The 12677-nt window shown below is 72.6% G+C and carries 11 protein-coding genes; 5 read left to right on the top strand and 6 right to left on the bottom strand.

Annotated elements, in window-relative coordinates:
* Positions 1-108: 108 nt before the first annotated feature.
* From IE244_RS36395 to IE244_RS36385, 3 genes are read left to right on the top strand one after another with little or no spacing between them, the layout of a single operon-like run.
* On the top strand, positions 109-339 hold the full coding sequence (locus tag IE244_RS36395) for a ferredoxin (RefSeq protein ID WP_191877863.1): 231 nt from the start codon (positions 109-111) through the stop codon (positions 337-339).
* Positions 329-1720 carry an NAD(P)/FAD-dependent oxidoreductase gene (locus IE244_RS36390; protein WP_191877862.1) on the top strand — a complete coding sequence of 464 codons (1392 nt, stop codon included), beginning with the start codon at positions 329-331 and terminating at the stop codon, positions 1718-1720. The genes IE244_RS36395 and IE244_RS36390 overlap by 11 nt, the downstream gene beginning before the upstream one ends.
* A gap of 33 nt (positions 1721-1753) precedes the next feature.
* A complete protein-coding gene (locus IE244_RS36385; protein ID WP_191877861.1) occupies positions 1754-2980 on the top strand; it encodes a cytochrome P450 in 1227 nt (408 codons plus the stop codon).
* An 18-nt stretch (positions 2981-2998) separates the two neighbouring features.
* On the opposite strand, the gene IE244_RS36380 is transcribed toward IE244_RS36385, so the two are convergent.
* Complete coding sequence (locus tag IE244_RS36380) at positions 2999-3514, bottom strand: immunity 21 family protein (protein WP_191877860.1); 516 nt, start codon at positions 3512-3514, stop codon at positions 2999-3001.
* A gap of 25 nt (positions 3515-3539) precedes the next feature.
* Positions 3540-4016: a rhodanese-like domain-containing protein gene (locus IE244_RS36375; protein WP_191877859.1), complete on the bottom strand. Its 477-nt coding sequence runs from the start codon at positions 4014-4016 to the stop codon at positions 3540-3542.
* 94 nt (positions 4017-4110) lie between these two features.
* Here IE244_RS36375 and IE244_RS36370 point away from each other — a divergent pair, with 94 nt between their 5' ends.
* Positions 4111-4557, top strand: coding sequence for an Lrp/AsnC family transcriptional regulator (locus IE244_RS36370; protein WP_031173536.1), 447 nt, complete (start codon positions 4111-4113; stop codon positions 4555-4557).
* 72 nt (positions 4558-4629) lie between these two features.
* Here IE244_RS36370 and IE244_RS36365 read toward each other — a convergent pair whose 3' ends face one another.
* Positions 4630-5343, bottom strand: a complete 714-nt coding sequence (locus IE244_RS36365) for an SDR family oxidoreductase (RefSeq protein WP_191877858.1) — start codon at positions 5341-5343, stop codon at positions 4630-4632.
* Positions 5344-5509: 166 nt separating this feature from the next.
* Between IE244_RS36365 and IE244_RS36360 the strand changes: the two genes are divergently transcribed.
* Positions 5510-6283, top strand: coding sequence for a helix-turn-helix domain-containing protein (locus tag IE244_RS36360; RefSeq protein WP_373305814.1), 774 nt, complete (start codon positions 5510-5512; stop codon positions 6281-6283).
* A gap of 73 nt (positions 6284-6356) precedes the next feature.
* Here IE244_RS36360 and IE244_RS36355 read toward each other — a convergent pair whose 3' ends face one another.
* The 3 genes from IE244_RS36355 to IE244_RS36345 form a co-directional block, all read right to left on the bottom strand.
* Positions 6357-9353: an AAA family ATPase gene (locus IE244_RS36355; RefSeq protein WP_191877857.1), complete on the bottom strand. Its 2997-nt coding sequence runs from the start codon at positions 9351-9353 to the stop codon at positions 6357-6359.
* On the bottom strand, positions 9350-10513 hold the full coding sequence (locus IE244_RS36350; RefSeq protein ID WP_191877856.1) for an exonuclease SbcCD subunit D: 1164 nt from the start codon (positions 10511-10513) through the stop codon (positions 9350-9352). The genes IE244_RS36355 and IE244_RS36350 overlap by 4 nt, the downstream gene beginning before the upstream one ends.
* Before the next feature lie 315 nt (positions 10514-10828).
* On the bottom strand, positions 10829-12559 hold the full coding sequence (locus tag IE244_RS36345) for a glycoside hydrolase family 6 protein (protein ID WP_191877855.1): 1731 nt from the start codon (positions 12557-12559) through the stop codon (positions 10829-10831).
* Positions 12560-12677 lie beyond the last annotated feature (118 nt).

The raw sequence follows: 12677 nt of genomic DNA, 5'->3' as shown, positions 1-12677 counted from the left end.
GTCGCGCCACCCCGCTCATGCTGGCAGACGGGACATGACCGCCGTCCGGGAATGCCGCGCCCCACGGCCGGCGCCACCGGACCTGGCCACCGGAAGGGCGGAGCGTCGATGAGGCTCGTCGTCGATCTCAACAAATGCCAAGGGTACGCCCAGTGCGCGTTCCTCGCTCCCGATGTCTTCGCCATGCACGGTGAGGAGTCACTCGTCTACAACCCGCACGCGCCCGAGGAGCAGCGGGAGCGGCTGGCCCGCGCCGTCGCCGCCTGCCCGGTGCAGGCGATCACGGCGGACGGGCTGGACGACTCAAGAGACGGCGGGGAGGCGTCAGATGCCCGCTGACCACGTCGACTGGCTCAGGCGCGAAGGCCGTATCGTCATCGTCGGCGCCTCGCTGGCGGGTCTGCGGGCCGCCGAGACGTTGCGCGCCGAGGGCTTCACCGGCGAACTGACCCTGATCGGTGACGAGCCGTACGAGCCGTACGACCGGCCGCCGCTGTCCAAGTCCGTCCTGCTGGGCATGGCGTCCCCGCGCCACACCGAGCTGCCGCATCGCCGGGAGATCGACGCCAAGTGGCGGCTCGGTGTCCCGGCGACGGGCCTGGACCTGACGGCCAAGCGGGTCCGGCTGGCCGACGGGGACGAGGTGGAGTACGACCGGCTGCTCATCGCGACCGGCGTCCGCGCCCGGCCCTGGCCCAAGGAGGACGAGGCCCGGCTGGACGGCGTCTGCCTGCTGCGGACCCGGGACGACGCCGCCGACCTGTACCAGCGGCTGAAGGCAGGGCCGCGCCGGGTGTTCATCATCGGCGCGGGTTTCGCCGGTTCCGAGGTCGCGTCGGCCTGCCGGGAGATGGGCCTGCCCGTCACCGTGGCGGAGCGTGCCGGTGCGCCGCTGGTGGGCGCCCTCGGCGGGGTGATCGGTGCGGTCGCGGCCGACCTGCAGACCGAGAACGGAGTGGATCTGCGCACCCGCGTCACGGTGACGGGGCTGGAGGGCGACTCGGCCGGCCGGGTGCGGGCGGTGCATCTGTCCGACGAGAGCTCCGTCGAGGCGGATGTCGTGGTCGTGTCGCTGGGGTCGGTGCGCAACACCGACTGGCTGACCGGATCGGGGCTGGGCGCGGGACCGCGGGGCATCGCCTGTGATGCCGGCTGTCGCGCCTTCGACTTCCGGGGCATCGTCACCGACGACGTCTTCGTCGCGGGTGACGTGGCACGCTCCCCGCACGCGCTGTTCGGCTACCAGTTCCTCTCGCTGGAGCACTGGGGCAACGCCGTCTCCCAGGCGCAGACGGCGGCGCACAACATGATCTGCCACGGCGCCGACCGGCGCCCGCACCTGTGGATGCCCGCCTTCTGGTCGTCGATGTTCGGCGTGAACATCAAGTCCGTCGGCGTGCCGCCCATGGGCGACCAGATCATGATCACGCAGGGTTCTCTGGCCGAGCGCCGGTTCGTCGGCGTCTACGGCCACCAGGGTCGGATGGTGGCCGCCGTGACCTTCGACAACACCCGGTGGCTGGAGTTCTACCAGCGGCAGATCGAGCGGGGCGCGCCGTTCCCGGTGGAGTTCCCGACGGTGGACCGGCGTCCCGAGGGCCGGCAGCCGGTGGACGCCGACTTCCCCGACCCGTCCCTGCCGACCCACGGCCCCATGGTGACCCTCAGCGGCTACTCGCCGGCCGACCAGCAGCTGCTCTTCCACCCCGCCCGCCACTGACCGCCGCCCAGGCCGACGTCTCAAGGACCCGTCATGCCGCACGCCTCGATGTTGCGCCAGATCACCGACTTCGCGAACCGCGCCAACCCGTATCCGATCTACGAGGAACTCCGCAGGACACCGGTGCTCCACGAGGAGGACGGCCCCTACGTCATCAGCTCGTACTACGACATCGAGGCCCTGCTCCACGACCCGCGGATCAGCTCCGACGCCGCCAACCAGACCGCCGCCGGTGACGACGAGCTCTCCCAGTCGGAGGGAACGGGTCTGCCCCCGAGCTTCATCCGGCTCGACCCGCCGGAGCACGACCGGCTGCGCAGGATCGCCAACAGCTCCTTCGGACCACCGCACCGGCCTCGCCGGATCGAGAGCATGCGGGGCGAGCTGGGTGAGATCGTCACCGGGCTCATCGACGGCCTCGGGGACACGCGGCAGATCGACCTGGTCGACCAGTTCGCGTATCCCTTCCCGGTCACGGTGATCTGCCGGCTGCTCGGCGTGCCGCGCGAGGACGAGCCCCGCTTCCGTGCCTGGGTCGACCCGATCGTCGCCGGTCTGGACCCGGACACCCGGACGAGCGCCGAGTCCGAGCGGGTCGCGCAGGAAGCACGGTTGCAGCTCGGCCTGTACCTCAACGGACTGGTGGAGCAGCGCGCCAGGGAACCACGCGACGACATGCTGTCCGACCTGGTGAACAGCAGGGGCCCCGACGGCGCCATGACGACGATGGAGGTGCTCAGCACGGCGGTGCTGCTCCTCATCGCGGGCCACGAGACGACCGTCAACCTCATCACCAACGGCATGCTCACGTTGCTGCGCCACCCGGAGATCCTGGAGCGGCTGCGCAACGACCCAGGGCTGTCGGTGCGGATCGTGGAGGAGCTGCTGCGCTACGAACCCCCCGTTCAGATCGTGCCGCAGCGCACCTGTATCACCGACATCGAGCTGCGCGGGATCACCATCCCCAAGGGCTCACGCATCTGGCTGATGCTGGCCGCGGGCAACCGCGACCCCGAACGGTTCAAGGACCCCGAGCGGTTCGACCCGGACCGCGAGGACATCCAGCACCTCGGCTTCGGCAGCGGCATCCACAGCTGCTTCGGAGCTCCGCTGGCCCGGCTGGAGACCCAGATCGCCCTGGCCGAACTGGCCCGGCGGCTGGAGAATCCGCGGCTGGTCGAGGACCCGCCGCCGTACCGCCAGAACGCGGTGCTCCGCGGCCCACGGCACCTGAACATCGCCTTCGACAACCTGCGTTGACCGTCGTGGCCGGTCCGGTCAGTGGCCGAGCCGTCTGAGCTGCACCAGGCCGACCCAGGTCTCCGGCCCGGGCTGGACGTACGCGGCGCGCACCGCGTACGAGCCCGGTGCCAGGTCGATCCGCAGGTGTTCCTGGCCCGCCGCGCTGCCGCCGGGCCAGGCCGAGTCGAACAGCAGCACCGGGCCGGGCACCCGCCAGTGCACCTCGCTCCCCCACGCCGCCGTGTCGAGCGCGGCGGGGACTTCGGCGAGCAGCTCCTCCTCGGAGTTCGCGGCGGACCAGCGTACGAAAGTGGCGTGGTCCGGCAGGAAGGACGTGGCGGCGGGCTCGTCACCGAACACCAGGGCCGCGCTGTCGCCGACCGGGAGCAGGCCCACGTATCCGTCGACCTCGCACGCCCGGTCGTAGTCCGTGTCGAGTTCCTCGCTGTCGGCGCCCGCCCAGAACGGCAGCACCGTCTCCGGTACGGCTATCAGCGGGCCGCCGCCCGATTCGACCCACTCCAGCGCGCCTGGTTCCGCGTATCGAGCCATGGGCAGAGAACCTACACGGTGTCGATCAGCAGCCGCACTCGCCTTCGACGGGCGCGGTCAGCGAGTCGGCGGCGCGCTGTTCGCGCCCCTGCCAGGTCTCGTAGGCGAGGCCCTCGCGCGCCCAGTACTCGAACCCGCCGAGCATCTCCTTGACCCGGTAGCCGAGTTCGGCGAGGGCGAGAGCGGCGCGGGTGGCGCCGTTGCAGCCGGGGCCCCAGCAGTACGTCACCACCGGCACGGACTTGTCCAGGAGCCGCTCGGCCTGCTCGGGGACGAGCGCGGTGGGCAGGTGGATCGCGCCGGGGACGTGGCCCTGGTCCCAGGACTGGGCGGAGCGGGAGTCCACGACGACGAAGCCGGGATCGCCGCCGGTCGCGAGCGCGGCGGCCACGTCGGAGACGTCGGCGTGGAAGGCCAGGCTCGCCCGGAAGTAGGCGGCGGCCTCGGCGGGCGCGGCGGGGGCGACACGGAGGACGGGGTTCTCGTGCGTCTTGGTGATCATGACGGGAAATCTATGGCCCGCGCACCGCTTCCTGAAGGGATGATCCACGGTCCTCCCCTTGATGTGCCGGGGATTCCCCTGCTATCCATCCGGGATGACCGCGTATTCCCCGGACGCCACCGACTGGCGCATTCTTGAGGTCCTCCAGCGGGAGGGACGGGCCAGCTACGCCGAGCTGGCGCGCGCCGTCTCCATGTCGCCGAGCGCCGTCACCGAACGGGTCCGGCGGCTGGAGGAGGCGGGCGTGATCCAGGGGTACGCCGCGGTCGTCGACCCCGAACGGCTGGGACTGCCGATCCTGGCGTTCGTACGGCTGCGCTACCCGAACGGCAACTACAAGCCGTTCCACGACCTGGTGGCCGCGACGCCCGAGATCCTGGAGGCCCACCATGTGACGGGCGACGACTGCTTCGTCATCAAGGTCGCCGCACGGTCCATGGCCCACCTGGAGCAGACCTCCGGCAAGATCGGCGCGCTGGGCTCGGTGACCACCAGCGTCGTCTACTCCTCACCCCTGCCCCGGCGCGCGTTGGGCCACTGACGTCATCGTGACCGTGATCGGCTCCCGGCTCCCGGCTCCCGGCTCCCGGCTCCCGGCTCCCGCTCAAGCGGATCAGGTGATGCGGTGTCCCCCGTCCACGTGCAGCACGGTCCCGGTGATGAATCCGTTGTGCATCACCGACGAGAACGCCTGGGCTATGTCGTCGGGGGTGCCGACGCGTCGGGCCGGGAGTTGCTCGGCCAGCTTGGCGAAAGCGGCCTGTTTGTCCATGGCGAGTTGGTTCCAGATGGGGGTGTCCACCCAGCCGGGGGAGATCACGTTGACCCGCACGGGTGCCAGTTCGATCGCCAGCCCGCAGGCCAGCGACGCGAGCGCGCCGTTGGCGGCGGCCATGATCGTGTTCGACCCGTTCGGGCGGTAGGCGTTGATGCCCGAGGTGTAGGTGATCGAGCCGGTGACCCGCCCGCCCGCGTGCTTGCCGACCAGCCAGGCACCGAGCAGTTTGGTGTCGACGACGGACCGTGCGGTCGCGGTGGCGACGTCGGCGGTCCGGCCGTACACGCCGGTCGCGTCCGCCGCGGTGACCGCCACGTGGTCCACTCGCTCCACCTGGGCGAACAGTTCCGCTATGTCCTCCTCACTACCCATATCGGCCGTGCAGGTGCTGATCTTCCCGCGCTCGGGCCCTTCCAGGTGCGCCCGGGCTGTCGCGAGCCGGTCGGCGGATCGGCCGACGATGGTCACATCCATGCCTTCGGCGAGCAGGGTCCGGGCCAGGGCGAGGCCCATACCGGAGCCGCCACCGATGATGATCGCGTTGGTCATGGTTCGAGGCTGCACCGCCGGACCGGTGCCGGGGGAGGCCGCGTGGTTCCTGGGTGTGCCACGGCCACCCAGGAGCGGTTCGACCAGTGGCAGACTCTCAGCCGTGAACGCGATGGCCAGGTTTCTTCGGATCCGACGCGGGCAGATAGGCCCGGCCGATGTCGGGTTGTCCACCGGGCCGGGTACCCGGCGCACACCCGGGCTGCGCCGCGAGGAGCTGGCCGCGCTGGCCGGCGTGAGCGTGGACTACTACATCCGGATCGAGCAGGGGCGGGAGACCGCGCCCAGTGACGCGGTACTGGGCGCGCTGGCCCGGGCCCTGCGCCTCAGCGCTGACGAGCACGTCCACCTGCTCGGCCTCGCCGACCGGGTCGCCGGACGGACACCGCGCCACCGGCCCGCCGATCCGCGCCCGGCCAGCCCTGGCCTTCGGCTGCTGCTGGAGTCGGTCCGGCCCAGCCCGGCGTACGTGCTCGACGAGGTCAACGACGTGCTGGCAGCCAATCCTGAGGGCCTTGCGTTGATGCCTGGGCTCAGCGACTGGCCGCCCGGCCGGCGCAACACGATCCGGTACACGTTCGTGCACGCGGCCGCACGGACCCTGTTCGCCGACTGGGACCGGGTGGCCCGCAACTGTGTCGCTCACCTGCACACCGCCGAACTGAGCGCACCAGAGCGCACCGCCGCGCTGGTCGGCGAACTGTCCTCGGCCAGCGGCGAGTTCGCCGCTCTGTGGCGCCGGCACGAGGTATGGGTCAAGCGCGCGGGCGAGACCGCGTTCCGACACCCCGCGGTCGGCCCGATCACGCTCGCCAACGAGGTGCTCACCCCCGCCGGAGACGGTCAGCGCATGCTGATCTACCAGGCCCCGCCCAGGACGGCCGAGCACGATGCCCTGGTCCTGCTGGCCATGACCGCCGAGGACGTACGCAACCCTTGAACTCACCGGTGGGCTCACCGGTTGGAGATGTGAATTGACGGGCAGCGCGGACCTGGCGGGGGTAACGACCGGGTCAGACGCCCCGCTGCCGGAGCGCCGACCCCGATCTGCCCTTGACGACCTCCAGCTGGGCGTGGACGCGGCGCCGCAGGTCGGGCACGTGGCTGACGATGCCGACGCTGCGGTCGCGTTCGCGCAGGGAGTCGAGGACGTCGAGGACCTCGTCGAGGGTCTGGTCGTCGAGGCTGCCGAAGCCCTCGTCGATGAAGAGGGTGTCGAGCCGGACGCCTCCGGCCTCGTCGGTGACGACGTCCGCCAGGCCGAGGGCGAGGGCGAGGGAGGCGAAGAAGGTCTCGCCGCCGGACAGGGTGGCGGTGTCGCGTTCGCGGCCCGTCCAGGCGTCGACCACGTGCAGCCCGAGTCCGCTGCGGCCGCGCCCGGTGCGGTCGTCGGAGTGGACGAGGGTGTAACGGCCGGACGACATGCGCTGGAGCCGGGCCGTCGCGGCGGCGGCGACCTGCTCCAGACGGGCCGCGAGCACGTACGACTCCAGGCGCATCCGGCGTTCGTTGTCGGCGGAGGTGCCCGCGGTGAGGGCGGCGAGGCGGGCGACCCGGTCGTACTCCTCGCGGAGCGGGGCGAGCCGGCGTACGGCCTCGGTGGCACGTGCGGAGAGGCGGTCCAGTTCGGTGCAGCAGCGAGCTGCCGCGTCCCGTGCGGACGCCGCCTCACGCAGCCGGCGTTCGGCCGTGGCCGCCGCGTGCTCGGCCGTGGCCGGCTCGGCGGGCGGCTGCTGGGCGGCGTGCGCGGTGTCGGCCTCCGCCAGCACCGCGCGCACGGCGGCCTCCTCCGTCTGCCAGGTGTCCAGGCGGTGCTGCAGCTCGCGGTGGGCCGCAGGGTCGAGGAGGGCGTCGGCCGCGGCCTGCGGGGTGTCGAAGCCGGCGCGGTAGGCGACGTCGGCGAGGCGCGCGTCGGCGTCCTTCAGGCGCTGGGCGGAGTCCTCGGCGGTGCGCGCGGCGTCGGCCGCCTCGGTGAGCAGCGTCACCTGCCGCTCCAGCTGTGCGGCGCGGGCGGCCACACTGCCGGACGTACCGCGCGCCTTGGTCAACTCCGCCTCCAACTGGGCCTGTTCGCGCTCCAGGGCGTCCCGGCGGGTGAGCCGGGAGGCGGCCCGTACGGCGGCCTGCTGGCGGTCGGTGAGGCGCTGCTCGCGCTCCTGCTCGGTGCGGCGCAGCTCCTCGTGGGCGGCGTGCAGCGCGGAGGCGTCGCGGCGGGCGCGGGCGTACTCCCGCTCCAGCTCGGCTGCCGCCTCTTCGAGTTGTGCGGTGGGTGTGTCCCCGGCCTCGGCGGTGGCGGCGGCCAGGGCCTCGCGGACGGCGCTGAGGCGCTGGTCGTCCTCGGTGTGCCGGGTCTCGGCCTGCTGCCAGGCCCGGTGGGCCCGGTCCTCGGTCTCACGGTCGACGTGTCCGGCGACCTTGCGCGCGGGGGCGGGGTGTTCGGTGGCTCCGCAGACGGCGCAGGGCTCGCCGTCGGTGAGGTGGGCGGCCAGCTCGGCGGCGATGCCGTTCAGGCGCTGTTCCTTGAGGTCGAGCCAGTGGGCGCGGGCGTCGAGGGCGCGCTGCCCGGAGGCGTCCGCGCGCTGCTGGGCCTCCTCCAGGTCCGCGGCCAGCCGGTCCCGGGTGCGGGCCGCGTCGAGGCGTCCGCGCATCGGGTCCCGCCGCACGGCGAGCTGTTCGGCGCGGGTGGCGGCCTCCTGCGCGGAGTCGACGCGGGACTGCAGCGCCGCGCGGGTGGTGTCCCACTCGGCGAGCCAGGTCTCGGCCTCGCGCAGCACGTCCTCGTCGGCGCGGTCCTGCCGGTCGAGCGCGGACCGCTCCTCGGCGAGCCCGGTGAGCCGCCGCTCGGCGCGCCGTGCCGCGTCCAGGCCGCCCAGCTCCTCGGCGGCGCGGCGGGCGGCCGAGGAGAGCCCGCCGACGCCCGCGTCGGTGTGGGAGTCGGGGAGCATGCCACGCGCGCGGGCCTCGGCCCGGGCCGCCCTGCGGTGCTCCTCCTCGGCGGCCTCGCGCAGCTCCAGCGCGGGCGCGACCGCCTCCGCCTTGCGGGCCCGCTCCATGCGCTGCCGGTCCTCGTGGTGGTCGCCGGCCCGCTCCTGGAGCCGCTCGGCACGCTGCCGGGCACCGGCGAACCGGCTCTGCAGCCGGGCGAGTTCGCGTACGTCTTCCAGGGCGCGCCGGGTGGCGGCGTGGGCGGACTCGGCGGCGGCGAGACGGCAGTGGGCGACGGTGAGGCGTTCGCGCGCGGTGACGCGGGCGACGGCGGCGGCTTCGAGCACGGCGTCGGCCAGGCCCGGGTCACCTGGCGCCAGCTCGGGCAGCTCCATGGCGTCGCCGGCCTCCTGCTGCATCCGGTGCGCGTCGGCGAGCAGCGCCGCGTCGCCCTCACGCACGCGTGCTTCGGTGGCGCGACGGCGTTCGGCGAGGCGCTTCTCCACGTCGGCGAACCGCTGGGTGTCGAAGAGGCGGCCGAGCAGCCGGCCGCGGGCCTCGGCGTCGGCGCGCAGGAAGCGGGCGAAGTCGCCCTGGGGCAGCAGCACGACCTGGCAGAACTGTTCGCGGCTCATGCCGAGGAGCTGCTCGAACTCGGCGCCGATCTCCTGGTGGGAGCGGCTCAGGTCCTTCCAGGCGCCGGCCGCGCCGTCGTACTCACGCAGCCAGGTCTGGGCCTTGTCGACGGTGGTGCCCTTGCCACGCAGCTTGGGCCGCTCCCACGGCGGCTGCCGGGTGACCTCCAGTCGGCGTCCGGCGACGGTGAGGTCGAGGCGGACCTCGGTGCGGGTGCGGGGCTCGGCGTGGTCGCTGCGCAGGTTCATCCCCTGGCCGCTGCCGCTCTGCCGGGCGCCGGGGACGGCGCCGTACAGGGCGTAGCAGACGGCGTCCAGGACGGAGGTCTTACCGGCGCCGGTGGGGCCGTGCAGCAGGAACAGTCCGGCGGCGGACAGGGCGTCGAAGTCGACGCTCTGCGAGCCGCCGAAGGGCCCGAAGGCGGTGATGTCGAGCCGGTGCAGCCTCACCGCGCCACCTCCCGTACGGAGTGGTCGGCGCGCACGGCGTCGAAGGCCTCCCGCAGCACGGCCGCCTCCCGCTCGTCGGGGCCGGCGCCGCGCACATGGGCGACGAAGTCCTGGGCGATCTGCTCGTCGCTGCGGCCCGCGAGGCGCCGGGCGTAGGACACCTGGGGATCGTCCGGGGCGCGCTCGGGGGCGAAGACCAGGCTGAGGGTGTGCGGGAAGCGCTCGGTGAGCCGGGCCATGGGGTCGGCGGGGCGGACCACGTCGGTGAGGGTGGCCTCGACCCAGGCGTCCTCGTGGCGGCCCAGCTCCGGATCGGCCAGGAGGTCTTCCAAGGCGCCCTTGATGCGGGCCAGCGGGCGCGGCACCGGGCAGTCGACGCGCTCGGCGGTGACCGAGCCGTCGGCGCCGAGGTCGACGAGCCACATGCTCTTGCGGTGGTCGGCCTCGGAGAAGGAGTAGGCGAGCGGGGAGCCGGAGTAGCGCACGCGCTCGGTGATGGTCTGGCAGCCGTGCAGGTGGCCGAGCGCCACGTAGTCGACGCCGTCGAAGACCCCGGCCGGTACGGCGGCGACCCCGCCGACGGTGATGTCCCGCTCGCTGTCGCTGGCCCGGCCGCCGGTGACGAAGGCGTGGGCGAGGACGACCGAGCGGGTGCCGGGTGCGCGCGTGGCGAGGTCGGCGCGGACGCGGTCCATGGCGGCGGCCAGTACGGCCTCGTGGCCGGCCTTCTCCACCCCGAACTCGTCCTTCACCAGGGCCGGTTCGAGGTACGGCAGACCGTAGAAGGCGACGTCGCCGTGGGTGTCGGCCAGCACGACGGGGGTGCCGGCGGCGGACGGCTCGGTCCGCAGGTGGATGCCGGCGCGGTCGATGAGGCCGGCGCCGACGCCGAGCCGGCGGGCGGAGTCGTGGTTGCCGGAGATCATCACCGTGGGCACGCCGAGGCCGGCGAGGCGGTGCAGGGCGTCGTCGAAGAGCTCGACCGCGGCGAGCGGGGGCACCGCGCGGTCGTACACGTCGCCGGACACGACCACCGCGTCCACCTCACGCTCGCGCGCGGTGGTGACGAGGTGGCCGATGAAGTCGGCCTGGGCCCCGAGCATGGCCACCCGGTGGAAGGCCCGGCCGAGATGCCAGTCGGACGTGTGCAGCAATCTCATGAAATCGCCCTGAACTGCACATTTACCCCTACTGCGCCTCAAAAACCAGCACGAACCAGCACAGGCTCGCCATCAACGCTCGCCACGCTAACGCATGTGGCCCCCTGATCCACCCCTCACCTCAGATCACCCAGAACCCGTTCCTGGTGGACGCCGCCCGCGAGGCACGGCGACTGCGACGCCGGTCCAGCACCATGGGGCTGCACGGCACGGTCGGCGGTCACGCCGAAGCGGGCGTGGCGGCCGGCAGACCGGTCCGCCGGGTCCGGCCCTCGGCGAGGACCGGACCCGGCGGGCGCGCACCACGCCAGAGGACTACGGCAGCGGCGGGTAGGCGTTCTGCATCAGCTGCTGGAACTGGGCGGAGAACCAGTGCCCGGCCAACGGCGCGTTCGGCAGGGCGCCGCTGGGGTTGTTGCCGTTGCGGGCGTTACCACCGTACGTGGGGTCGCACATCCGGTCGAAGCCCTTGCCCTCGTCGTTGGGGATGGCGGTGCTGGCGCCGTCGGACTGTCCCGGCGGCTTGACCCAGACGTAGGCGTCGACACCGGCGGCCGGGGCCGCGGTGGGCCGCTGCCCGAGTCCGGCGCCGCTCTGGTTGCACCAGTTGCCGACGTGGACGCGCCGGTCGATGCGGCCGCCGTTGACGTAGGCGTCGACGGAGGTCAGCGGGCCGGGGCCGGTGGGCCGGGCGGTTCCGCCCCAGCCGTCGCGGGAGGTGTCGATCAGCATGCCGAGGCCGGAGTCGAACCCGGCCGCGATCAGCTTGTCCCGCAGACCGAGCGCATACGACTGCTCGTCGACGTACTGGTTCCAGTCGACCCACTTCGACTGGCGCACGGTCTGCCCGTTCACGGTGTCCGTGACCTTGACGTTCGGCTCCGTGACGGGGCCGTAGTTGGCGGTGTTGACGATGAACCCGGCCACGTCGTTCACGCTCGCACCGTTGGAAGTGGCGGCCTTGGCGAACTCCTGCACGGACGGGCCGAGGTTGGTGTCCCAGCCGAGCCAGCCGTGGTGGCCCGCGTCGAGGTAGTTGTAGACGTTCGGGATGGCGCCGAGCTTGTCCAGGGCGTACGAGACACCCCTCTCGTAGTTGCCGTTGCTCTTCATGGTCACGCAGGCGTCGGTGGTCGTGTCGGTGCCGCCCGCGTTGGTGACCAGGTTGGGCAGCGAATCAGGCTCGATGACCGTGGCGATGCGCAGGCCCGCGTACTTGGGGTCGGCGAGGATCGTGGCGATGGGGTCGATGTACTGGCTCTTGTACTTGTCGAGGTCGTTCGGCCCGAGTTCACCGTTGGAGGCGAGGGCGGCGCAGTCGCGTCCTGGCAGGTCGTAGATGACGAGTTGGATGACGAGGTCGCCGGAGCCCTTCTGCTTGAGTGCCTCGTCCAGGTGAGCGCGCAGGCCCATGCCTCCGTTGACGCCGTCGATCGCGGCGATCCGGTCGAGCCAGACGGCGGTGGACTGATGGGCGATACGGCTGCCACCGGGTTCGGCGGCGGCCTTGGCCGACCACTCGGGGTCCACATACCCCTTGGCCCCGGCGTAGGGGTTGTCGACCCGGTTGCCGGTGCCCCCGCCCCCGCCTCCGCCGCCGGTGCCGCCACCACTGGAGCCACTGCCGTCGTCGACGTTGCAGGTGACCCCGTCGAGGGTGAAGGCGGCGGGTAAGGCATTGGTGCCGGTGTAGGTGCCGTTGAAGCCGAAGCTGACCGAACCGCCGCTCGCCAGCGTGCTGTTGTAGCTCTCGTTGGCCGCGGTGACAGCGGCGCCGCTCTGGGTGATCTTCGCGTTCCAGCCGCTGGTGACCTGCTGGTTGCCGGCGTACGACCACTTCAGCGACCAACTCGACTTGGCAGCGGCGTTGTTGGTGATCGTCACGGCGGCGGTGAAGCCGGTGTCCCACTGGTTCTGCACCTTGTAGTCCACGGAGCAGGGGATCGAGGAGGCGGCGGCGCCCGCCGGCGCCGCGAGAAGCGCCGCCCCGGAGGATCCGGCGAGCACCGACAGTGCGGCGAACAGTGACAGGTGAGTACGTCTCATGAGCGTGGATTCCTTCCCCTTGAGGGGTGATGACGGAGTGCGGGTGGCGGCCAGGTGATCGCACGGGCCGGCGCCGAGGGAGTGGGGTGCCGTCGTGGGCGGAGGTCAGAAACCCCCG

Origin of the sequence: Streptomyces filipinensis, assembly GCF_014649495.1 — a bacterium.
GTDB lineage: Bacteria > Actinomycetota > Actinomycetes > Streptomycetales > Streptomycetaceae > Streptomyces > Streptomyces filipinensis.
Note: the sequence above shows the minus strand (reverse complement) of the source record. Positions and strands in the feature narration are given on the sequence as shown.